Source organism: Longimicrobium terrae, assembly GCF_014202995.1.
GTDB classification, from domain to species: Bacteria; Gemmatimonadota; Gemmatimonadetes; order Longimicrobiales; family Longimicrobiaceae; genus Longimicrobium; species Longimicrobium terrae.
Genome location: NZ_JACHIA010000005.1, coordinates 65595 through 88768 on the forward strand (window position 1 = coordinate 65595; position 23174 = coordinate 88768).

Sequence of the window (23174 nt, forward strand, 5' to 3'; positions counted from 1 at the left end):
ATTCACCTCTCCCGCCACGGCCGTGTCTTTTCCCGGATGGCTCCGGACGACAGATTCCCCGTCGGAAAGGGCCTGACGCCGCCGTACGGAAACCGGCGGACGCGGGCGTTCGTAGGGCCGGCACGCACGCCGGCCGCGCATCCGCTACGGGAGATCTCGTGTGAAGAAGTTCTTCGCCGCCATACTGATCGTCATTTCCCTGTTCATGTTCCTGGGGTTTCTGAACGCGGGGGACAGGGCATCCACGGGTGCCAACATCGCCGGGCTCTGCCTTACCGTCCTCCTTCCGGCGGTGGGCGCCTTTCTGCTGCTGCGCGGCGAATCGCGGGAAAAGAGCCGCGTTTCCGGCCACAAGGCGGCGCTGCGGCAGAACTCGCTGGAATCGGAGATCCTGCGGCTGGCCACGCGCAACGAGGGCAAGCTGCTGGCCCTGGAGGCCGGAATGGCGCTGCACTTGTCCGAGCCCGCCGTGCGCGAGGTGCTGGACCGCATGGTGGCCGAGGGCCGCGCCGAACTGGAGGTGACGGACGGCGGGCACCTGGTGTACGCCTTTCCCGTTCTGAAGCAGTTGGCGGACAAACGCACGGCCAGGGGGATTCTGGATGAATGACGCGCTGATCCGGATGGAATGCCCCGCCTGCCTGGGCATTCCGCTGGAAAAGGTGGCCGTGGAGCCGGGGCTGGACATCGACCACTGCAACCGCTGTGGCGGAAACTGGATCCTGCAGGCGCACACGCCGCAACTCGCCGCCGTCCCCAGGGCGTTTGCGCGCGCGGCGCTCTCGCACCGCACGGAGGAGTTCCGCTTTCTGTGCCACGGCTGCCACGCGCCCATGGAGCGGAACTCGGCCCGCTGCGGCACGTGCGAATGGGGCAATCACCTGGACTGCCCCTCGTGCGGCCGGGCAATGGCGCACCGCAAGCACCAGCACATCACGCTGGATGCGTGCGCCCACTGCCGCGGCATCTGGCTGGACCACGCGGAGCTGTGGGCGCTGTGGACCGCCGCCGCCGCGGCCGTGGCGCACACCAGCGGCGGGCTGGCCAGCGACATCGGCTCCGGGCTGGACGCGGCCGACGCCATCTTCAACGTCCTGTACTACGGCCCCGAACTGGTCCGCGTCTCCGGCCACGCGCTTTCCGCCGGGGTGGAGGCCGCCGCCAACATCGCCGAGGGCACCGGCGGCGTTCTTTCGCTGCTGCACGGCGCAGGCGAGGTGGCGGGCGCCGTCTTTGGCGCAATCGGCGACGTGTTCAGCATCTTTGACGGGCTGTGACGGATTCCGTGCCCGTCGCCGCCGTCCGTGTGTGTACCAGCCGTACCCGGGGCGCGATCTGTTGCGCCCTCCTCTGTCCATCGAGTCGAAAATCGTGATCCGTACCCCTGGATGGGCGCGCGCCGCGGCGTGCGCCCTTTGTGCTGGCTGCTTCCTTTTCCGCCCCGCCGCCGCGCAGACTCCGCGCAAGCAGCAGCAGGCGGTGCGCGTGTCCGGCGCCGCCCCGCAGGTGGACGGCCGCCTGGACGACGCGGCGTGGGCCGCCGCGCCCGTGCTGTCGGACTTCGTGCAGAAGGAGCCGGTGCAGGGCGCCGAACCCAGCGTGCGCACCGAAATCCGCTTCGTGTACGATGACAACGCGCTGTACGTGGGCGCGCGCATGTACGCCGGCGCGGGCGGGCCCATCCGCGCGCCGCTCACCCGGCGCGACAACGGCGGGCAGGCGGAGCGCCTTCTGCTCTCCCTCGACACGTACCTGGACCGGCGGACGGCCTACACCTTTGGCGTCACCGCCGCGGGGGTGCGGCTGGACTACTACAACGCCACGGACGAGGAGTACAACCGCGACGCCTCCTTCAATCCCGTGTGGTCCGCGCAGACCCGCGTGGATTCACTGGGATGGACGGCGGAAATGCGCATCCCCTTCAGCCAGCTGCGCTTCAACGACCTGCCCGAGCAGACGTGGGGCTTCAACCTGAACCGCTTTGTTCCGGCGCGGGAGGAAGACATCTACTGGGTGCCCATTCCGCGCGGCGTGGAGGCGTGGAGCTCGCGCTTCGGCGAGCTGTCGGGCATCCGGGGCGTGCGGCCGTCGCGGCGGGCGGAGCTGGTGCCGTACGTGGCGGCGGAGGGCACGCGCCGCGGCGAGGTGGATGAGGACGATCCGTTCGCCCGCTCGCGGTCGGGAACGGTGCGGGCCGGCGCGGACGCCCGCATCGGCCTGGGGAGCAGCCTTACGCTGGAAGCCACGCTGAACCCGGACTTCGGGCAGGTGGAGGCGGACCCGGCGGAGGTGAACCTGAGCGCGTTCGAAACGTTCTTTTCCGAGCGGCGGCCGTTCTTTACGGAGGGGAGCCGCTACCTGTCCGCGGACGGCCCTTCGTACTTCTACTCCCGCCGCATCGGCGCGGCGCCGCGGGCGCGGGTGAACGCGGAGTACGTGGACAATCCGCGCAATTCCACCATCCTGGGCGCCGCCAAGCTGACCGGGCGCACGCAGCGCGGTCTTTCGCTGGGCGCTCTGGCGGCGGTGACGGACGCGGCGGATGCACGCTTCGTGGCGGCGGACGGCGACATTCAGACCGTGCGCGTGGCGCCGCGGACGGCGTGGGGCGTGGTGCGCGCGGCGCAGGAGTTCGGCGCCAACGCGTCCACGGCCGGGGTGAACCTGACCGCCGTGCAGCGGGGCACGGAGGAGGGCGGGCTGGACGCCGCGTGGCTGCCCAGGACGGCGGTTACCGGCGGCGCCGACTGGCTGCTGCGCTTTCGCGGCGGCGACTACGAGCTGGGCGGGTTTGTGGGCGGCAGCGCGCTGCGCGGCGACACCGCCGCCATCCGACGCGTGCAGACCGCGCCCGCGCACTTCTTTCAGCGGCCGGACCGCGACTACGCGGTGCTGGACGCCACCCGCGACGGGCTGGCCGGCTACACCGCGGGGCTCAGCCTGGAGCGGCGCAACGCGCGGCACTGGGTGTGGGGCGTATCGACCACAGCCATCTCCCCCGGCTTTGACGTCAATGAAACCGGCCGCATGCAGGTGGCGGACTACACCACGGCGGACGGGGAGCTGACGTACCGCGAAACGCAGCCCTCCGGCGTGCACCGCGGGTACGAGATCGAGGTGGAGATGGAAAACGGGTGGGACTACCAGGGGCTGCGGCGCCATGGGGTGCTGGCGCTGGGCGGCGGCATCACCTGGGCAAACTACTGGCAGACCTCCGCCACCGTGGTGACGCAGCTGCGCCGGCAGGACGCCTCCGCCACGCGCGGCGGGCCCCGCGTGGGGTTTGACCGGGGATGGGCGGCGGAGTTCAACGCAAGCGGGCGGCAGACGTCGCTGGTGCGCTGGGGGACGGGGATGGAGGTGCGCGGCGACGCGCAGGGCGGGCGCGGGTGGGGTGTGGAGGTGTCGGCCGCCGCCAATCCCGGGCCCAACTGGCAGATCTCCATTGAGCCGTACTACGACCACGGCCGCGATCCGCGGCAGTACGTGGGAACGCTGGGCGGCGGCCCGGCGGCGACGGGCGGCGTGCGGTACCTGTTTTCCGCCATCGACCGAAGCACGCTGGCGGCCCCGGTGCGGCTTTCCTACACGGTGACGCCGGACCTGTCGGTGGAGGTGTATGCAGAGCCCTTTGCCGCCAGCGGGCAGTATTCCGGATTCGGGCAGGTGCCGCGGGCGCGCGCGTTCGGGCTGGACCCGCTGGACGAAACGGAGATCCGCAGCTGCGGCGGGGGCGGGGATGGGTGCGCGCCGGGGAGCCACGTGTTCATCGCGGGCGGCGAGAACGAGACGATCGCGCGCGACTTCAACGTGCGGTCGCTGCGCAGCAACGCGGTGCTGCGGTGGGAGTGGAAGCCGGGAAGCACGCTGTTCCTGGTGTGGCAGCAGGACCGGTCCTCCAGCCTGCCGTACGGCGACGCGGTGGGCCCGCGCGCGCTGGGCGACCTGTTCGAGGTGCCGGGAAACAACTTTCTTGCCCTGAAGATGACGTACTGGTTGCCGGTGCAGTGAGCCGGCCCGAGGCGCGGGACGTCGTCCCGAGGGATGACGGGGTGGGGCGCTCCCCTGGTGAAACCGCACGAACGTGCCATCCTGACGAGGCGCCGGAGGCACCTGCTCCCGCCCCACAGTCTGGCGCCGACGAAGGATCTGCTTTCCCCGCGGGAACGGGCGTGCGTGTCGCGACGTTGGCTCGGCGGATGGTAGATCCTTCGGTCGCGCATGGGCTCGGCGTGGCGGAGGGGGCGGCGCACGCTCCCTCAGGATGACATGGCTGGGCGTGGGCGTGGTAACTGGAATCCCCACAACAACATATCATCCTGAGGAGGCGGCGAAGGCACCTGCCTCCATCCACACTCCGGCGCCGGCGGAGGATCTGCTCTCCCCGCGAGAACGGGCGTGCGTGTCGCGACGTTGGCTCGGCGGGATGGTAGATCCTTCGGTCGCGCATGGGCTCGGCGTGGCGGAAGGGGCGGCGCACGCTCTCTCAGGATGACGCCCGTTGGGCGCGCTCGGCATGCGGAGCGGGTTGAGAGCGCGAAGTCGGGACGCGGGGACGCAGGGACGCAGGGATGCGGCGGGGCGGCGGGGCGGCGGAAGCGCCTGGCAAAGAGACTTGCCGCCGCCAAGGCGACGTGCAGACGCTCGCCGCGGCGGGTGGCGGGAGGACGGAACGCAGAACCGGCCCGGGCGCGAAGCGCCGGGCCGGTTCTTTTCATCGGGGCGGAAGAAGCACCGCGAGGGTGGCGACGACGCGTGAGGGATTCGCGCCCGGAGGGCCGAGAACCCGGTTCGCGCGTGCTTCATCTCCGCTTCGCGAACCCGACCGTGGCGCGAACCGGGGGCTCGGCGCCGTTGGCAACAGCTGTATCGTTGCCTACGGCGCGCGAAGCCCGGCCCCGCGCAGCGGGGACACGCACAGAACCGCAGTGCGTGAGTGCTGGGTGCGTGAGTGCGTCAGTGCTTGAACAGCAGTGCTCAGTGCCCGGTGCTCAGTGCCCGGGTGCAGAAGACGCAACCCCCCAACAGGATCAGTCTTCTTCAAAGATGTCCGCGAACGCCATCCCCACCGGGCAGATTCCCGTGCGGACGGTGCGGTCCAGCGTGCTCGGCCCCGTGAGCCGGTACAGGAACCCGCGGTCCGTGCAGCTGCCGTAGTCGCTGATGAGCAGGCGGCCTTCCGGATCAAACTCCACGTCCGCGATCGCCGTGCTGCCGCCCGGCTTGATGGCGCCGGCCTGCGAGATGGGAAAGGTGTTGGAGAACGGATCGTACGCGAACACGCCCAGCCCGTACCCGCCCACGAACAGCACCGGGCCGGGGCCCACTTCCAGCGCCGTGGGCGCGGCGCCAAAGCCGGTGCGGTGCTCCACTTCCGTCAGCGAGGTCATGTCGATGACGGAAAGCGATCCGCTGGGCGTGGAGTAGCTTCCCGAGTTCAGCACGTACAGCCGGGTGCCGATGGCAACCGCCGCCACCGGGTTCACGCCCGTGAGCGGAATGGTCTTGGTGACCACCAGGTTGCTGTTGAGCACCGTGATGCTTCCCGGGCCCGCCGGGTTGAAGTTGACCAGGTTGGAGTTGAGAATGAACACCTGGTTCTGCGCCACCGTGATGGCCGACGGATAGGTGCCCACCGCGATCTCCGGCCCGGCGGTGCCGCTCACCGTGCGGACGGTGGAAACGGTGTTGCGCCCCGGGTTGGCCACCATGGCCAGCGTGTCGTTCAGGAACGCCACGCCGGTCGCGCCCGAGTTGGCGGGAAGGGGCACGTTGTGGCGCACCGTCCCCGTGCGCAGGTCCACCACGGCCGCGAACGGATAGGTGCCCATGGGAACCACGGCGGTGGTGCCCAGCACGGCCACGTCCACCGGCGTGCCCTGCGCGCCCAATCCAACGGTGCGGATGGCCACGCCCGCGTCGCCGTCGCGCGGAACGAGCGACAGGGTGCGGTCGATGCTGTTGACCACCACCACCAGGCGCTCCTGGATCTGCGGCAGGTTGGGGCTGTCGTCGTCCAGGCACGCGGCCGCGCCGGTGAGCCCGGCAAGGGCGGCAAAGGTGAAGAGCCTGCGAACGAATCGATTCTGCATGGTCGTCTTTACATCGGGGGAAGAGAACCCGCGCGCGACAGGCGCACGGTGAAGCGAACCCGGCGTCCGGGTTCGGGAAATCCGGCGATCAGCGCGCCCCGCTCGTCCAGGGCGCGGTCCACGTCCAGCAGGGTGCCCGCGGTCCACCGCCGCATCCGCCAGTCACGCCCGGCGGAGAACTCCGTCGTCCAGTAGCCCGGGATGGCGTTGGCGTCCGTGGGCGACGAGTTGCGGGTGCCGGTGTAGCGGGCGCGCGCTTCCACCCGCCACGCTCCCGGTGCCCACGCCGCGCCCATCAGCGCCGTGTGCCGCGGGCGGTAGACCACCTGCACGTCTTCGTCCGTCTCGCGGTCGTAGGTGATGCGCGCCAGTGCATACGACGCGCTCACCCGCAATGCGCCACGCGCGGCCTCGCCGCGCGCCTCGGCGCCGCGCCGGTGCGCGTTCACGTTGGCGGGCGACCAGCGCTCGTTGAAGCGCCGCATCCACACGATCATGCCGCGCACGTCGCTGTCGTACGCGGCGGCGGACCCGCTCACCCGCACTCCGTTGATCTCTCCCGCCGCGGTGGCGCCGCCCTCCCACTCGTTGGGCACCCGCTCCGCGCGCAGCTCCGGGTTGGGCACGATCCCCACGCCGTCGCGAAAGAACTGGTCGCCCAGCGAGGGCGGGCTGAAGGCGCTGCGGTTGGCCAGGTGCACGCGCACGGCGGACAGGTCCACCGCCAGCGTCAGCCCGCGGCTGCCGTACCATCCGCCGGTCACCCCGTCGCGGTCCACGCGCCCCTCCGCCTCCACCGTGGCCGGCCGGCCCAGCAGCCGCAGGTCCGTCCCCGCATGCCCGAACACGCCCAGCCCCGCCAGCGTCCGCGGCGCCTCGTCCGAAAGCGGCGCGGTGATGCGCTGCAGCTGCCCCTCCGCCCCGCCGCCCCACACGCGCACCGGCCCGCCGCGGACCGTTCGCGACGATTCCACCCGCGCGTTGAGCGTGCGCGCCCGCGTGGTGTCGTCATACGGGATGCCGAACGGGGGCGCCGGGTCCGCGAAGTGAATGCGCTGCACGGCTGCGGAAAGCACGGCCTGCGTCGGTCCGCGGCTCCACGCGGCGGAGGCGCGCCCGCGCGACATCTCTTCCCGCGCGTGCAGCGAGGGCGTGTGCCCCACGCCGGGCAGCCCGCGGTCCAGCCACTCCCATCCGCCGCGCAGCCGCAGGTCGCCGCCGGCCACGCGCCCGCCCGCCGCGCCGAACAGGCTGGCCTCCCCCAGGTCCGCGTTGGTCCGCCGGACGACGGTGGGATCGTTCACGTCGCGCGCGTAGTCGAAGCGGCCGGACATTTCCCGCGCGCCGCCGCCCGCCTGCACCGACCACCTCCCCAACGTTTCACCCCACTCCGCGCGGACACCGCGTTCCCCCAGCGTCCCCGCGGCAAGCTCCACCGCGCGCGACGTTTCGCCCGTCCGCGTCTGGATGAGGACCACGCCGCCCTCCGCCCGCGGCCCGTAGCGCGCCGAGCGGGCGCCGGGGAGCACGGTCACGCTTTCGATGGACTGCGCGGGGATGCCGCTGAGGTCCGCTTCGCCCGTCACCGGATCGTTGAGCGCCACGCCGTCCACCAGCACCAGCACCGCGTCGGCGCCGCTGCCGCGGATGCTCACCGTCCGCGCGCCGGTCGCGCCGGTGCCGCGGACCACCACGCCGGGCACGCGCTCCACGATTTCCGCCGCGCTGCGGGCGCCGGACGTCTGGATCTCCGCGCGCCCGATGCGCGTTCCGTCCGCCAGCGGGTCGGCCGCGGCCGCCGTGGCGCGCACCGTCTGCAGCCGCACCGGCGCGGGGGCCAGGGTGATGGCGATCCACACCTCCCCGCCGTTGCGCGCCTCCACCTCCGCGCTGGACGGCACGTATCCCGTCCGCGTGACGCGCAGCCGTTGCGGGCCCGGATCCACGCCGCGCAGGCGAAAACGCCCCGCCGCGTCGGTCGATGTCCGCAACCCCAGTTCCACGATCTCCACGATCGCCCGGTCGACGGGGTCGCCGCCGCGCTCCGTCACCGTTCCCGCCACCTCGCCCGGCCGCTGGGCGCTCAGGCGGAGGGGGACGATGACCATCATCCCGATCAGAAGCAGCCAGCTACGCCGCATCCACCCGCTCCGCGCCGTGCTCCATCCGCACGCACTGCTCGCCCGCGAGCGCGACCACCTGGGGCGCGCCGGTGTCCGGCCCGGGGCCGGGGTGCGCGGCGATTTCCACCGGCCAGCCGTACACGCGCTCCACCGTGGCGCGCGTCAGCACCTGCGCCGGCGGCCCGGACGCGGCCAGCTGCCCGTCCGCCAGCAGGATGAGGTGGTCGGCGTAGCGCGCGGCCAGGTTCAGGTTGTGGGTGACGAGCAGAACCGTCCGTCCGCCGTGCCCCAGGTCGCGCAGCAGTTCAAAGATCGCCATCTCGTGGGCGATGTCGAGCGCGGCGGTGGGCTCGTCCAGCGCCAGCGTGGGCGCCTCCTGCGCCAGCGCGCGCGCCACCCGCGCCCGCTGCCGCTCCCCTCCCGACAGCGTCGACACGGGACGCGCGGCGAGGGAGGATACGTCGCAGCGGCGCATCGCCTCTTCCACCGCGCGTCGATCGGCATCCCCTTCCCGCCGCCACGCGCCCAGGTGCGGGTAGCGGCCCATCGCCACGAGTTCGCGGACGGAAAGCGGGAACGCCGCCTCTTCGCCCTGCGGCACGACGCCGACTTCGCGCGCCATCGCCTCGCGCCCCCACGCCGCCACCGGCCGCCCGCCGAACGTCACCTCGCCGGCGGAGGGACGGTGGATGCCCAGCAGGATGCGCAGCAGCGTGCTCTTTCCCGACCCGTTCGGCCCCAGCACCGCCGTGCAGGCGTCCGCGGGGATGTGGACGGAAAGATCGCGCAGCGCCGGCCGGTCCGCCTCGGGATAGCGATAGGTGACGCCCTCGCAGTTCCACCCGCTCACGCCGGCCTCCTGCGCAGAATCCACAGAAAGAACGGCGCGCCGATGAAGGCGGTGATGACGCCGATGGGCAGCTCCGTGGGCGCGGTGGCCGTGCGCGCCACCACGTCCGCCAGGACGAGGAACGTGGCGCCGAGCAGGATGGACGCGGGGAGGAGAAAGCGGTGGTCGCCGCCCCACATCGTCCGCACCACGTGGGGGATGATGAGCCCCACGAAGCCGATCACCCCGCTCACACTCACCGAAGCCGCCGTCAACAGCGAAGCCGCGCCGTACGCGATCACCTTCACCCGCTCCGTGCGCACGCCCAGGTAGGCCGCCGTTTCCTCCCCGACGGCCAGCAGGTTCAGCGGCCGCGCCAGGCCGATCAGGATCAGCAGCGCCGGGCCGCCGGCGAGGGCAAGGAGGCCGATTTCCCGCCACGTGGCGCCGCCAAAGCTCCCCATCATCCAGAACAGCGCGGCGCGGAACGACTCCGTGTCGGCGAAGGTGAGGGCCAGCAGGATGCAGGCGTTGAAGAACGCGCCCACCACCACGCCGGAAAGCAGGAGGATGCGCGTATCCAGCGTTCGCCCGATGGACGCCGCCAGCCGCAGGACCAGGAGGATGGCGATCACCGCGCCGCCGAACGCCGCCAGCGCCACCGTTCCGCTCGCCGCCGACGCGCCCAGGACGATGGCGAACACCGCGCCCACCGCCGCGCCGCCGGACACGCCCAGCACGTACGGCTCCGCCAGCGGATTGCGCAGCAGCGCCTGGAACGTCGCCCCGCTGGCCGCCAGCCCCGCGCCCACCAGCGCCGCGAGCACGGAGCGCGGCACCCGCAGCCGCCGCACGATGGCGATGGTGGTGGGGTCGCCCGTGCCGCGCAGCGCGCCCACCACCTCGTCCACGCCCAGCCGCACCGCGCCCAGGCGCACGCTCAGCAGCAGCGCGCACGCGAGCAGCGCGGCCAGCACGGCGAGGCGAAGGGCGGGCTTCACTTTCCCGCCAGCTCCGGATGCAGGGCGTCGCGGAACATGCGCGCGGTGACGGCGATTCCCGGCCCCATGCGGTTGACCTCCATCACCGGAAGCGTGCGCACGGCGCCGGTGCGGAACGCGTTCAGATCCCGCCATCCCGGGCGCGCGGACAGTTCGCGCACCCTGGCCGGCCCGTCACCGTCGACCGGGAGGAGGACGATCTCCGGCTGGCGCTTCACCAGTTCCTCCATCGACACGTACTGCGGCTGGCCGGTGGCGTCGGGAAAGATGCTGCGCCCGCCCGCGGCTTCCAGCAGCTCGTACGTAAAGGTCCCGGGCCCCGCCGTCATCAGCGGCTCGTCGCCGATGACGAAAAAGGCGGAGCGCACCGGCAGGCCGGCGACGGAACGGTGCACTTCGTCGATCTGCGCGCGGACGGAGGCACGCACGGAATCCGCCGCCGCCGCGCGTCCCGTCACCTGGCCCATCGCGCCGATGATGCGGTACACGTCCGCCGTGTCCGTCGTGCGCACGGCAAAGAAGGGAATGCCCATCTCGCGCATGCGGTCGCGCGTGGGGTTGGGCCCGGCCGAGTTCCACCCGATCACCAGGTCCGGCCGCAGCGCGATCAGCCGCTCCAGGCTGGGGTCCAGCGCGCCGCCCACGGACGGAACGGAGTCCACGCCCACGTCCACGTCGTAGTCCGAGCGGCCGGCCAGGTGCCCCAGCGCGCCGATGGCCACCAGCGTTTCCGTCGCGTTCGGCGCGAGCGAGACGATGCGGCGGGCGGGCGCGGCAAGGCGCACCGTGTCGCCCGCGTCGTCCACCACGGCGATGGCGGACGGCGCGGCGGCGGGCGCGGCGCGATCCTCATTCCCGCACGCGGCGGCAAGGACGAGGAGCAGGACCGGGGCGAACCGGTGGATGAACGACAAAACGCCCGTCCTTCCCGAAGCGAATCGCGGGAGGAACGGGCGCGGACGGCGCCGGAAGGGTGCACACGGATGTGCCCCGGCCGGCGGATACGCGGACCCCGCTCCCCTCCCGCGAGGGGTTTGCATGTGCGGGAGCAGAGAGGGCCGCGTCTCCTGGCTCGAGGCGGTCCCCGCTCGCCTTCCCGGGGGTGAACCCAGTGGCGCGTGTGAGCGGGGCCGGGCCGGCGATGGGTTGCCGGGCCTCTTACAGTGGCGGGGCCGCGCCGGATTTTCACCGGCTTCCGTGAGGCCCTCCGTGCTTATGTGCGGGGGAAGCTAGTCCCGCGTGCACGGGATGTAAAGTGTTGCGGCGCCAACGTGCGGCCGCGCAGGGAGATGCACAGGCTTCGTCCATCCTCCTTCCCGCCACCATCCGTGCGGATCGTGATCCGGCACGGGCGGGGGGTCGCCGGTGACCCCCACCCGGGCTCGTACTACTCGCCCACCCCTCCCCCGCGAGAGCGGATAAATCCGCCGCTCACACAGCGGGAAGCCCGACACGTCGCCCACAGGCGCCGTTCGGGGCTTCAACTGCATGCCGCGATTCCACATACCAGCCGGGCGGCCACAGGCCGCGGAGGCGGACTTCGTGTGTTTCGAGGCGCGGTTTCAACCGCCGGACAGAACCCCGCCGCACCATCCGATCTCTCTTCCGCGCCGGGCTGGGGTGTGCTCCCTCTCCCACATCTGTTCGTGGGAGAGGGTCGTCGCGCGCAGCGCGCGGGGTGAGGGCCCGCGACGGCATCGTGTGCCGTGGTCCCGGCGTCCAGCGCAGATCCGCACCTCACACCATCCACCATCCTCTGCAAACCCGCCATCACCGCAGGCGCTGGCCCGTTCCGCTGCACGCCGCCGTGCATGGTTTCTGCGTTGCGCCGCGCTCCGGAAAACACATCGACCGGCACTCCTGTGCGTGAAGGCGCGACCTCATACGGTCCGCGCCACCGCCCGCGCATGCCGGCACCGCGCAACCCCGGCCCGCACATCCATGAAACGCAACATCCTGCTGGGCTCCCTTGCCGCACTGGTCGCGGCGACCGGCGCGCAGGCCCAGAACAACACGCCGGCCAAGCAGGTGGAGATGTCCGGGGTGCGCAACACGCCCGGCCGCCTGCCGCGGATCAACCCCGACGAGATCGCGCGCGGACTGCGCGTGCCAGCCGGCTTCACGGTGAACGTGTTCGCCGCCAACGTCGGCAACCCGCGCATGCTGGCGGTGGCGGAAGACGGCACGGTGTACGTCAGCCGCCGGGACAGCAGCGACGTGTGGATGCTGCGCGACCGCGACGGCGACGGCCGCGCCGACGAGCGCCGCCAGGTGGCGCGCGACATTCTCATGGCGCATGGCCTGGCGCTGCACGGCGGCAAGCTGTACGTGGCCTCCGTGCGCGAGGTGCAGTCCGCCGACATCCGCGCCGACGGGACGCTGGAGCCCATGAAGGTCATCATCAACGACCTTCCCGACGGCGGCCAGCACCCCAACCGTACCATCGAGTTCGGGCCGGACGGGATGATGTACATCTCCATCGGCAGCTCCTGCAACGCGTGCAACGAGACCAACCAGGAGCACGCCACCATCGTCCGTGCCAGGCCGGACGGAACGGAGCGCGGCGTGTTTGCGCGCGGCCTGCGCAACACCGTGGGATTCGGCTTCCATCCCCAGACGCGCGAGATGTGGGGCTCGGACATGGGCAGCGACTGGCGCGGCGACGACAGCCCCCCGGACGAAATCAACCGTATTCAGGTGGCCACGGACTACGGCTGGCCGCACTGCTACGCCAACCGCGTCCCCGACGACTATCTGGCCACGGAACCCATGGGGAGCCGCAAGGAGGAGCTCTGCCCGCGCACGGCGGCGCCGGTGCTCACCTACACGGCGCACAGCTCGCCCATCCAGATGAAGTTCTACACGGGCACGCAGTTCCCCGCGGAGTACCGGGGCGACGCGTTCGCCACGCTGCGCGGCTCGTGGAACCGGCGCGAGTTCAGCGGCTACAAGCTGGTGCGCATCCGCTTTCAGAATGGCCAGCCGGCCGCCATCGAGGACTTCGCCACCCGTTTTCTGACGGCGGATGGACGACACTACACCGCGCGCATCGCCGGCCTGGCGGTGGCGCGAGACGGATCGCTGCTTTTTACGGATGACGACTACGGTGTGATCTACCGCGTCTCGTACACGGGCGCGCGCTGATCTTTTTCCGCCAGACGCGAACGCTCCCCGCCCTCGATGCCGAGGATGGGGAGCGTTTCTGTTTCCGGCCTTCCGCCGGGGCGGGGAAGGGGATTCGGGGCCGGGATTCGGTGCGGCGGACGGTGCGGTGCCCGTCCGCCGGCTGTGGCCCTCACCCCGCGTGCTGCGCACGACGACCCTCTCCCACGAACGGATGTGGGAGAGGGAGCACACCCCAGATCGGCGCGGTGGATACTTTCGCGTGGATCGCGGATCTTCGCCCGGCGGTTGAAACCGCCTCGAACACGATGTCCGCCTGCGCGGACTGTGACCGCCCTGCTGGTATGTCGAATCGCCGCATGCAGTTGAAGCCCCGAACGGCGCCTGTGGGCTCCGTGTCGGGGGTTCCCGCGGTTTGAGCGGCGGATTCATTCGCTCTCGCGGGGGAGGGTGGGCGAGTAGTACGAGCCCGGGTGGGGGCCGCCCGTGGAGCCCGCCGCCCCGACGAAAAAACCGGCGGAACTCGCGTTCCGCCGGCCTCATCTCCATGCTCCTCCGACCATCAACCGCTGGCGAACCTTACCGCGGCAGCAGGTGCGCTTCCACGCGGTTCTGGTTCAGGCGCGCCAGCAGCAGGCGCCCGCGCCGCGCATCCACCGAGATGTCGCCCACGCCCATGATGTTGTCGATGGCCTTGGCGCCGCCATCGCCATCATCGTCGTAGCGGTGGATGGCGCTCGTCGCCTGGCTGGAAACGAGGATGGTGCCGTCATCCAGCACCGCCACGCCGTCAAACTGCCCCGGCCCCGTCGCCACCTGCCGCACCACGCCGTTCTGGAGCGACAGAATGCGCGTGCCGCCGTACGATACCACGATCATCCGCCGGTTCCGGCGGTCGTATGCGATCCCGTTGGGTCCCTGCATCAGCGGGTCCGCCGTCACCACCGAAGCCGCGCCGCCCGCCAGCCGGTAAATGCGGCCGCCGTCGGGAATGGGTACGCCGCGCTCGTCGTAGCGCGTTCCGGTGTCGGTGGCGTACACGCCGTCCGGCCCCTCGGCCAGGTCGTTCAGGAACACGGCGCCTTGCGCGCGCAGGTCGATGGTGGCCAGCGCGGCCCCCGTGCGCCGGTCAAAGCCGCGCACCGCGTCGATGTCCGCCACCCACAGCGTGTCGCCCACGATCGCCATCCCCTTGGGCGCGTTCAGCGTCACACCGTTGCGGCCACCGGCCACCCACTCGCGCGTCTCCACCGTGCCGTCCGGCCGCATGCGGCTCAGAAAGCCGTTGTTGTCGCGATCGGCGTTGCGGCCGTTGATGTTGGAAACAAAGTAGATGTCCTGCTCCGGATCGTGGATGACGGATTCCGGGATGGCGAACCCCTGCGCGTGCGCCTCCATCCGCGTGTGCGGAAGCGGCGGCACCAGCGCGGGGTCCAGCGTGGCGGTGGGCGCCAGCGTCAGACGCGCCGGCGCGACGGGCCACGACGGGCCGCCCGCGGAGGGCATGGGCGGCGGAGGCGGCGCGGCGTGCGAACAGCCGGCGGCCACCGCCGCCACAAGCGTCCACGAGGCAATTCGCTGAAACATCGGTTCTCGTCCGGGTCAGGGTTGGCCCCGCGCTCGGGCAAGTCGCGAACCACCACGGCTGCACCCGGAACCGACCCCATCCCGCGTGCGATCCCCGTCCAGAAGCCGCCCGATCCGCGCGGATCGGATGTGCGCCACACCCTGAATGACCGAGATCAAACGACCGCAATCGTGGGATGATCGCCCGCGCGAACCTCAGCCGGCCCGCGTTCCGCCGTCCGCGCGGCGAAAGATGCCATCCACCGCCAGCAGTTCCTCCGATTGCGGATCGAGCAGATTGGGCTGCAGATCCAGGCAGGTGAACCCGGCGTCCGTCAGCCACGCGTACAGCTCGGGAAACAGAACCTGCCCGGCGTACAGCGGCAGCAGCGACATCTCGATCTCCACCGTCTCGATGCGCGGAAGCGAGGCAGCGGCTCCGGCCAGCACCGCGTCCTCGTGCCCCTGCGTGTCGATCTTGAGCCACGCGCGCTCGCCGGGCCGCACCAGCCGGCCGAACAGGGAGTCCAGCGTGATCGTCTTCACCGCCTCGGCGCCGACGTACGCCGAATCGGGCGCGACGCGCAGATGCCGCTCGTCCATGTCGTGAAGCGAACTGCTCCACGAATTGCCGGAGCGGAACAGCGTGCGCTCCCCCTCGGTGCTGCTCAGCGCGACGGGGTGTGCCTCCCACGCGCCGTCTGCCGCGGCCACGCCGGACAGCGCCTCGAACGCGGAGGGGAGCGGCTCGAACGAGACGATGCGCCCCGCGTAGCCGCACGCCCGCAGTTCGCGCCCGTAGATGCCCGAGTTGGCGCCCACGTCCAGCACCACCGATGGCGCAAAGCGGGAGAGCAGCCGCGCGCGCCGGCGCAGGTGCGGCGGAACGGGCTCGTACCGCGCCACGTCGATGCCGAAGCGGCGGAGGGCGTGTCTGGCGAGGCGGCCTGCGGAGCGGAGCATGGATGGAGCGGCTGGGGATGGAGGGCGAGCGGGAATGCTGGTCCCCCCGCCGCGCGATGTCAACGGATGGGGACGGAAGCGGGGATTTCAGTGCGGCCCCCACCCGGGCTCGTACTACTCGCCCACCCTTCCCCCAAAAAGACTGGGGGAGGGTTGGGGCGCCGCGGATGGATCCAGGCGGGACGCGGAGATCGTCGCGTGAGCGGATCTCGTTGAGCGAATGAATCCGCCGCTCGAACAGCGGGAACCCCCGACTCGTGGCCGCTGTCGCGCCCACGATCGGGGCTTCAACTGCATCGGCGATCGCAGTCGGCGCCGCGATCCGCCACCAGGGTGAGGTCTCCCCCTCTCCCGCTTGCGGGAGAGGGGGCCGGGGGGTGAGGGCTGCCCGCCGCCGCACCATTCCATCCGGAACGCGATGAACTGCCGTTCTCCCCGCCCTGTCCAGCACGCAAAAGCAGAGGCCCGCTCCGGCAATCCGGAGCGGGCCTCATCAACCCAACACGTGATGGATCAGCGCGCGGTGGTCGCCTTTTCCGCCTCGGCGCGCATGGCGGGCAGCCCCTGCTGGTGCTCCTGGTACTCCGGAAGCCCGCGGGCGACCTCGTCCTGGTACGCGGCCAGGAACCGGCGGTAGAACCCGGCCGCCGCCCCCGTATCCCCACGAACCATTTCCGCCTGCGCCGCGCCGAACAGCCCGAACAGGTGCGTCGGCGACTCCGCCAGAATCGCGTCGGCCTGGGCGCGCGCCTCGGCCGCGTCGCCCTGCACGCGGTACAGCTGCACCACGTGGTAGCGGGCGTCGGCATCAGGCGCCTCCACCATTCCGTACGCCTGAATCCCCATGGGCGCAAACTGCTTGGCGGTCGCCATGTCGCCCGTGGCCTCGGCCTGCATCACGCGGTCGAACAGCCGGTCGGCGGCCTGGCGGGGCGTCATGCTCGCCAGGTCCACCTTGGTGGGGTCGCCCGCGCCGGCGCCCGGCGCGGCACCCTGCGCAAACGGAGCCGCGGGGGCGGCCGGCGCGACGGTGTCCGCGGGCTGGCGCAGCACCAGCACGCCCGCCAGCGCGGCCACGGCCACACCCGCGACCGCCCAGGGCAGCGCAGCGGCGCCACGCCGCCGGGCCGCCACGGGGACGGCGGAAACGGGAAGTCCGCACTCGTTGCAGAAGCGCGCCCCTGCGGGAAGCGGGTTCTGGCACTCGCGGCACGCGGCATCAAGCGCCACGCCGCACTCAGGGCAGAAACGTCCGGACGCAGCCGCGCCGCAGGACGGACAGGATTCGCTCATTCAGGCCGGGCCGGGGAGGTGAACGGGGAGATCAGCGGCCCAAATCTATGCGCTGCACTCACTTCCCTCAACCCCGCGGGAATGCCCCCAGCACACACCCCGAATCCGCCTGCCTCTGCTACAATGGGCGGCGGTGCCGGGCACACCTTCTGCAACGCCAGCAATCCGCTACCGCAAGACGACACACGAGCCCAGCCCACCCGGGCGGAGGACCCCATGAAGACCGGAGCCGAATCCGCGCTCCCGCTGGCTGAAGACCGCCAGACCGCCTCGGTAACCCCGATCCGCGCGCTGCCGCTGGACCCTGACCCGCAGGCCGTGGAACAGGCGCGCCTGCTTCGCCGGCTGGCCACCGACCGCCTGCGCGAACTGCGCGACGACGGCGTGACGCCCGGCTACATCGCCCGCATGTACGGCGTGGAGCTGGGGATGATGGAGGATACCATGCAGTCGCTGGGCCTTCTGGCCCGCTGACCGCCCGACGGAGGGATGCAAGACGGCCGGACCGCCACTGTGCGGTCCGGCCGTTCTGGCATCCATCATCCCCGATGGCCCGTCATTCACAATCCGTCACGGCGTGAGCAGCACCTTGCCGAAGTTGCGGCGGTCCTGCAGGTACGCGTGTGCCTCGCCCGCGCGTTCCAGGGGAAAGGTCTGGTCCACCACGGGGGTGAACGTCCCGTCATCCACCAATGCCATGATCTCGCCCTGCATCTGCTTCAGCAGATCGGCGCGGTGCCACAGGTGGCCCAGGTTCACGCCGTGCACACCGCGGTTGGCGTTCATCATCGCGATAGGGTGAAAGCGCGGGATGCTCAGCATTCCCTTGAGCGCGGCGGGAATGCTGCGCCGCCTTCCCGGCGCGAAGCTGCTGACCCCGAACACGTACAGCCGCCCCAGGTGCGCAAGCGAGCGGTAGCTCTTGCGGAACGATTCGCCGCCGACCGCGTCCAGCGCGATGTCCACACCGTTGCCGCCGGTGATGCGCTTGACCTCGGCCTCGAAATCCTGGGTCGTGTAGTCGATGCAGTGCGCCACGCCGGCCTCGCGCAGCCGCGCGTGCTTGGAGGCGCTCGCAGTGCCGATGACCTCCGCGCCGCGCCACCGGCAGATCTGGATGGCCGCCTGCCCCACCCCTCCCGCCGCCGCGTGCACCAGAACGCGCTCGCCCGCGTGCACGTTGCCCAGGTGCACCAGCATGATCCACGCGGTCAGGTAGTTCACCGGGATGGCCGCGGCCGCCTCGAAGGAGAGGCGGTCCGGCAGCGGCGTGGCCTGCGCCTCCGTGACGCAGACCGTGTCGGAGTATCCGCCGAAGCGGGTGAGCGCGCCCACGCGGTCGCCCTCGCGGATGCCGCGCACGCCGGCGCCCACGCGGTCCACCACGCCCGCGACCTCGTAGCCCACCACTGCGGGAAGGGGAGGCGCGTCGGGGTACAGCCCCATGCGCGCCAGCACGTCCGCGAAGTTCACCCCGGCGGCGGCCACGCGGATGCGCACCTCGCCGGGTTTGGGCTCCGGGTCCGGCGCCTCGCGCACCTGCAGTACCTCCGGCCCGCCCGTCTTGGTAATCCACACCTGCCGCATGATGGCTCCCTGTTGGTGAACGGCTGAGATCGCGATGGCGCGTGGATTCCCGTCGCTGCAAGATCGGTACGTATCGCCATCGGAGCGGGTGAACCCGCCGCTCAAACCCCGCGGAGAGGGAAGAACTGCGGATCTCGTGTGCTCCGGATGGTTCGGCGCGGCGGCGGGCAGCCCTCACCCCCCGGCCCCCTCTCCCGCAAGCGGGAGAGGGGGAGACCTCACCCTGGTGGCGGATCGCGGCGCCGACTGCGATCCCCGATGCAGTTGAAGCCCCGATCGTGGACGCGACAGCGGCCACGAGTCGGGGGTTCCCGCTGTCTGAGCGGCGGATTCATTCGCCCAACCGACCCCGCCCACCGGCCAATCTCCGCCCGTCACACCGAACTCACCGCCGCGTCCCAACCCTCCCCCAGTCTTTTTTGGGGGAGGGTGGGCGAGTAGTACGAGCCCGGGTGGGGGCCGCCGTGAACCCCGCCCCCCGCAACACAAACCGCCCGGCCGGATGAACCCCGGCCGGGCGACTCTTTTCCTCCGTGACCTCCGTGCATCCTCCGTGACCTCCGTGTGAAACGGCAGTTCAGCAGAGACGGCGGCCCGCGCTCAGTTGCGGACCTGCACGCTGGGGTTGGGATCGATCGTCACGCCTTCCTCGGTCTCGGCGATCAGATGATCCACCACGTCCTTGAGGTCGCCGGTGCGCTCGTACACGGCCAGCTGCCGGTCCGCGCTCGACCCTTCCTCCATGATGCGCAACGCGTACATCACCTCGGCGCGGCTCCCCAGATCGTCCACCACGTCATCCACGAACCACTCCAGCATTTCGCGGATCAGCGCGCGGGCGCTGCTTTCCTTCTGCTTGCCGAAGTCGATCAGGTTGCCGTCCAGCCCGTAGCGCACCGAACGCCACTTGTTCTCCTCGATCAGGTCCGAGGGGTACAGGCGGAACGTCATGTTGTCGCGGCGCAGCTTCCACAGCTTGGCGATGATGGCCTGCAGAATCGCGCCCACGCACACCGCTTCCTCCACGCGCGTGCACACGTCCAGAAAGCGGAATTCCAGCGTGGGATACGCGTGGTGGGGCCGCAGGTCCCAGTAGATCTTGCTTCCATCGGGAATGCAGCGCGTGGCCACAAGCGTTTCCTGCAGTTCGTTGAAGTCCGCCCACCCGCGCATGATGCGCGGCACGCCCGTGCGCGGAAAGTTGCGGAACACCACGCTGCGGTAGCTCTTGAGCCCCGTGTTGCGCCCCATCCAGAACGGCGAACTGGACGACAGGCACAGGATGTGGGGCAGAAAGTACCGCGACACGTTCATCGCGTCGATCAGAAACTCCGGATCCTCGATGCCCACGTGCACGTGGGTGCCAAAGATCAGCAGCTGCTGGGCGAGGTCCTGCATGTCCTGCTTGACGCCGATGTAGCGTTCCAGCGGCGTGATTTCCTGCGTCATCCAGCTGCTGAACGGATGCGTGCCCGCCGCCACCACCTTGAGGTCCTTTCGCGCCGCCAGCCCCATCACCATCCCGCGCAGGCGCCGCAGTTCCGTGCGCACCTCCTGGGGCGTGCGGCAGACGTTGGTGCCCACCTCCACGATGGACTGGTGCAGCTCCGGCTTGATCTCCCCCATGATCATGTGGTCGGATTCCAGCAGCTCGGTAATGTACGACCGCAGCTCCCGGGTTTCGGGGTCGATGATCTGGTATTCTTCTTCGATGCCGAGCGTCAGCGAAGGCGCCTTCATTGGCGGAGATCCCCGAGGGTGGTGGAGCGGACGTTCGTCCGCACGAGACATCTGATGATTTTCCTGCCGCCGCAATCTGCACGGACCGCGCCCGCTACTCTGCCCGAGAGCCGTCTCGGGTTGAAAGGGTGCAGTGCCCAGTCCCAAGTCCCCAGTCCCGGCCGTCCTCAGCCCCGGCCGTTCCTATTCCCTATTCCCCATTCCCTATTCCCTGCCCCTCTACCGCTCCTCCACCAGGAACATCGCCACACTGCTCCCGCCACCGGCCGTCACGTTCAGCAGCGGGTCCGTGGCGATGCGCGTCAGCCCGCCGTCCACGAACGTGGTGTCGCTGATGTACGGCGCCAGGTCCAGCATGCGGTCGGTGATCTGCACGCCGCCATCCACCCACGACGGGTACGGCTCCTCGGGAAGGATGATGCGCTCCTGCACCACGTGCGGCCGCTCCAGCGCCGTCCTGATGGCCGCCTGCCACTCATCATCCGACACCAGCCAGCCGAGCACGATGCCGTGGCCGCCGTAGTCGTCGTTGGGCTTCAGCACCAGGTGCTCGCGGTTGCGCGACATCCAGGGCAGCAGGTCGATGTCCGTGCCCTCGTAGTCGGTGTGCCGCTCTTCCACCACGCGCGTCCACGGAATGCTGGCGTGGATGGACTGCAGTTCATCCGCCGTGAACATGTCCGCGTTGCGCTCGTCGGCCAGCACGGCGAGACCGGCCTTCTTGTAGATGATCTTGCAGCGGAACGGGTTGACCATGCACACCGCGCCGTCCTTTACGGCACGCGCCACGGGGTTGTCCATCCCCATCCGCAGCAGCAGTTCATCGATCAGCACCCGCTTGTAGATCAGGTCGATGACGAATCCGCCCGGCGCGATCAGCTTGCCCTCGCGGTACTCGCACTCGCGCGGATCGGCGATCTCGCACTCCAGCCCGTGCGCGCGGAAGTAGTCGCGAAAGAAGATGAACTCGCTGACGGTCGGCACATCGTTCCAGTCCAGAATGCCGATGCGCGGCAGCGTGCGCCCGCCGCTGAATTCCCGCCACGCGCGCAGCAGCGTGTGCATCACCCCGTGCCGCGCGGGGAGGGGATGAAGCACGTGCGTCCGCAGAAACTCGCCGGTGACGGGAAGCGACAGGAACGCCTCGGAAAGCACGTCCATGTACGCCGGCCCGGCGGGCGTCTCCGCGTTGTACTCCGTCACCTTCAGCGTCTGGTCATCAGACGAAAAGAAGGTGTCCAGCCGCGACGTGGGGCAGGGCGAGGTGAAGCCGGGATCGAAGTGGACGATCTCTTCTTCCCAGTCCAGCAGGCGGAACTGCCCGCGGAACTCCGCGTCCACCAACGCGCGCTCGTGGATCTTGCGGTAGGCGCCCATGAGCGAGCCGATGCGCCGGCGCACCCATCCGTACTGGCCCACGGTCATCATCCGCGGGCGCAGCACCGAGCAGAGCGGCCGGTCGCCAAAGTACATCCCCTGGCGCCGGTGCTCCGCTTCCATGCGCTCCGCGCTGTCCGCCGCGAGCGCATGATCCTCCAGCAGCGTGTGCCAGTCCTGAATGGCCCGGCGGGCCAGCGCGGCGTCGCTCACGAGTGGCCCTGCTCCACCTCGGCGTCCACGACGGCGTCGGGCGCGTCGCCCGGATCGGCCGCGCCGCGGATCGTCTCCGGCGCCGTCCCCGTGCCCAGGATGGCCGCGCCGCCGACTTCCGCCGCCACGCGGCGGCCGGTGAACAGCCCGTCCCAGCTGAGCGCGCGGTCCTGCCGGCGCGGGTTCTTGGCCAGGTTGATGGCCATGTCGGCCATGTGCTTGACCACCCACTCAAAGTAGTGCGGGGTCAGCGAGTACACGTCCATGTCGGGCGCGGGGTTCATGAAGTCGATGGCGTAGGGCACGCCGTCCTTGACGGCCCATTCCATGGAATTCATGTCATAGCCCAGCGCCTGCACCAGCTTGCGCGAGTCGTCCACCACGCGGCGGCCCAGGGCGTCGCTCATGTGGTCGTGCTCCACGTGGTACTTCCGTTCCCGCGGATCGTACTTGATGGGAAGGATTTCTTCCTGCCCCAGGCAGATGCAGCGGATGAAGTGGTCCCAGTGAATGAACTCCTGCACGATCATCGTCAGCAGGCCCGACGTATCGTAGTGGTGAATCAGCTCCTCGAGCGTGCGGCAGACGTAGACGTCCTTCCACCCGCCGCCGTGGGCGTCCTTGAGGATGCAGGGAAGGCCCACGTGCTCTACGATGGCTTCCCAGTCCAGCGGATACTTGAGGTTGCGCAGCGACTCGTCGTGCACGATGCCGGGAATGTACTCCTTGTTGGGGAGCACCACGGTCTTGGGGTGCGCGATGCCGAGGTTGGTGGCCAGCGCGGCGCCGAAGAACTTGTCGTCGGCCGTCCACATGAACGGGTTGTTGACGACGGTGGCGCCCTGCAGCACGGCCTGCTTGAGGTAGGTGCGGTAGAACGGCACCTCGTGCGAGATGCGGTCGATGATGACCGCGTAGTCGCAGGGTTCGTCCATGCGCGGCGCGCCCAGCGTGACGAACTCGGCGGTCACGCCCTGGTCGCGGCCGTTCACTTCTTCGATGAAGGCCGGCGGAAACGACCACTCGCGCCCTACGATCAGCCCCACTTTCAGCGTCATCTGCCGCTCCGTTGTTGAGAAAAGAGAAAGGGAAGTGCGTTAGTGCTGGGTGCGTCAGTGCGTCAGTGCGTCAGTGCTCGTCGCCGGCTGCTTTGGCGCGTCGTGCGTGCTTCATGTGCTCCGGACGTTGGCAGACAACCTGGAGGCGGCGGGACCGTTCCGGAGCCGGCCGGGGCAACGGTACTGCTGTCGCCCCATCCGTCTCCTGC

At 70.5% G+C, this 23174-nt stretch carries 17 protein-coding genes and 1 riboswitch; of the genes, 5 read left to right on the forward strand and 12 right to left on the reverse strand.

Features of this window, described 5'->3' with window-relative positions; genetic code table 11:
* The first annotated feature begins 160 nt into the window (after positions 1-160).
* From HNQ61_RS10450 to HNQ61_RS10460, 3 genes are all read left to right on the forward strand, one after another.
* The gene (locus HNQ61_RS10450) at positions 161-610 is read left to right on the forward strand and encodes a hypothetical protein (RefSeq protein WP_170034356.1); all 450 of its coding nucleotides are present in this window, start codon (positions 161-163) and stop codon (positions 608-610) included.
* A complete protein-coding gene (locus HNQ61_RS10455; RefSeq protein WP_170034357.1) occupies positions 603-1277 on the forward strand; it encodes a TFIIB-type zinc ribbon-containing protein in 675 nt (224 codons plus the stop codon). Before HNQ61_RS10450 ends, HNQ61_RS10455 begins: the two co-directional genes overlap by 8 nt.
* Before the next feature lie 94 nt (positions 1278-1371).
* Entirely contained in the window at positions 1372-4011 is a 2640-nt protein-coding gene (locus HNQ61_RS10460) for a DUF5916 domain-containing protein (RefSeq protein ID WP_170034358.1), read from the forward strand.
* 1019 nt (positions 4012-5030) lie between these two features.
* Here the strand turns inward: HNQ61_RS10460 and HNQ61_RS10465 are convergent.
* From HNQ61_RS10465 to HNQ61_RS28280, 5 genes are read right to left on the reverse strand one after another with little or no spacing between them, the layout of a single operon-like run.
* Positions 5031-6092, reverse strand: a complete 1062-nt coding sequence (locus tag HNQ61_RS10465) for a YncE family protein (RefSeq protein ID WP_170034359.1) — start codon at positions 6090-6092, stop codon at positions 5031-5033.
* Between the two features lie 8 nt (positions 6093-6100).
* Positions 6101-8233, reverse strand: a complete 2133-nt coding sequence (locus tag HNQ61_RS10470; RefSeq protein ID WP_170034360.1) for a TonB-dependent receptor — start codon at positions 8231-8233, stop codon at positions 6101-6103.
* Positions 8223-9065 carry an ATP-binding cassette domain-containing protein gene (locus HNQ61_RS10475; protein WP_170034361.1) on the reverse strand — a complete coding sequence of 281 codons (843 nt, stop codon included), beginning with the start codon at positions 9063-9065 and terminating at the stop codon, positions 8223-8225. Before HNQ61_RS10475 ends, HNQ61_RS10470 begins: the two co-directional genes overlap by 11 nt.
* Complete coding sequence (locus HNQ61_RS10480; RefSeq protein ID WP_205761426.1) at positions 9062-10045, reverse strand: iron chelate uptake ABC transporter family permease subunit; 984 nt, start codon at positions 10043-10045, stop codon at positions 9062-9064. Before HNQ61_RS10480 ends, HNQ61_RS10475 begins: the two co-directional genes overlap by 4 nt.
* On the reverse strand, positions 10042-10959 hold the full coding sequence (locus HNQ61_RS28280; RefSeq protein ID WP_205761427.1) for an ABC transporter substrate-binding protein: 918 nt from the start codon (positions 10957-10959) through the stop codon (positions 10042-10044). The genes HNQ61_RS10480 and HNQ61_RS28280 overlap by 4 nt, the downstream gene beginning before the upstream one ends.
* A gap of 148 nt (positions 10960-11107) precedes the next feature.
* Positions 11108-11242, reverse strand: a riboswitch (cobalamin riboswitch).
* 744 nt (positions 11243-11986) lie between these two features.
* Here HNQ61_RS28280 and HNQ61_RS10485 point away from each other — a divergent pair.
* Complete coding sequence (locus tag HNQ61_RS10485) at positions 11987-13189, forward strand: PQQ-dependent sugar dehydrogenase (protein WP_170034363.1); 1203 nt, start codon at positions 11987-11989, stop codon at positions 13187-13189.
* Positions 13190-13747: 558 nt separating this feature from the next.
* Here the strand turns inward: HNQ61_RS10485 and HNQ61_RS10490 are convergent.
* The 3 genes from HNQ61_RS10490 to HNQ61_RS10500 all read right to left on the reverse strand — a co-directional run bounded on the left by HNQ61_RS10490 (position 13748) and on the right by HNQ61_RS10500 (position 16990).
* Positions 13748-14755, reverse strand: coding sequence for an SMP-30/gluconolactonase/LRE family protein (locus tag HNQ61_RS10490; RefSeq protein WP_170034364.1), 1008 nt, complete (start codon positions 14753-14755; stop codon positions 13748-13750).
* A gap of 195 nt (positions 14756-14950) precedes the next feature.
* A complete protein-coding gene (locus HNQ61_RS10495) occupies positions 14951-15697 on the reverse strand; it encodes an FkbM family methyltransferase (protein ID WP_170034365.1) in 747 nt (248 codons plus the stop codon).
* A 513-nt stretch (positions 15698-16210) separates the two neighbouring features.
* Positions 16211-16990: a zinc ribbon domain-containing protein gene (locus HNQ61_RS10500; RefSeq protein ID WP_170034366.1), complete on the reverse strand. Its 780-nt coding sequence runs from the start codon at positions 16988-16990 to the stop codon at positions 16211-16213.
* A gap of 216 nt (positions 16991-17206) precedes the next feature.
* On the opposite strand from HNQ61_RS10500, the gene HNQ61_RS10505 reads away from it, so the two are divergent.
* The gene (locus tag HNQ61_RS10505; RefSeq protein WP_170034367.1) at positions 17207-17464 is read left to right on the forward strand and encodes a hypothetical protein; all 258 of its coding nucleotides are present in this window, start codon (positions 17207-17209) and stop codon (positions 17462-17464) included.
* 96 nt (positions 17465-17560) lie between these two features.
* Here HNQ61_RS10505 and HNQ61_RS10510 read toward each other — a convergent pair whose 3' ends face one another.
* The 4 genes from HNQ61_RS10510 to HNQ61_RS10525 all read right to left on the reverse strand — a co-directional run bounded on the left by HNQ61_RS10510 (position 17561) and on the right by HNQ61_RS10525 (position 22965).
* Complete coding sequence (locus tag HNQ61_RS10510; RefSeq protein ID WP_170034368.1) at positions 17561-18577, reverse strand: synaptic vesicle VAT-1 family membrane protein; 1017 nt, start codon at positions 18575-18577, stop codon at positions 17561-17563.
* A 600-nt stretch (positions 18578-19177) separates the two neighbouring features.
* Positions 19178-20317, reverse strand: coding sequence for a carboxylate-amine ligase (locus HNQ61_RS10515; RefSeq protein ID WP_170034369.1), 1140 nt, complete (start codon positions 20315-20317; stop codon positions 19178-19180).
* 219 nt (positions 20318-20536) lie between these two features.
* Complete coding sequence (locus HNQ61_RS10520) at positions 20537-21907, reverse strand: ATP-grasp domain-containing protein (RefSeq protein ID WP_205761428.1); 1371 nt, start codon at positions 21905-21907, stop codon at positions 20537-20539.
* Entirely contained in the window at positions 21904-22965 is a 1062-nt protein-coding gene (locus HNQ61_RS10525; RefSeq protein ID WP_183685632.1) for an ATP-grasp domain-containing protein, read from the reverse strand. Before HNQ61_RS10525 ends, HNQ61_RS10520 begins: the two co-directional genes overlap by 4 nt.
* Positions 22966-23174: the final 209 nt, after the last annotated feature.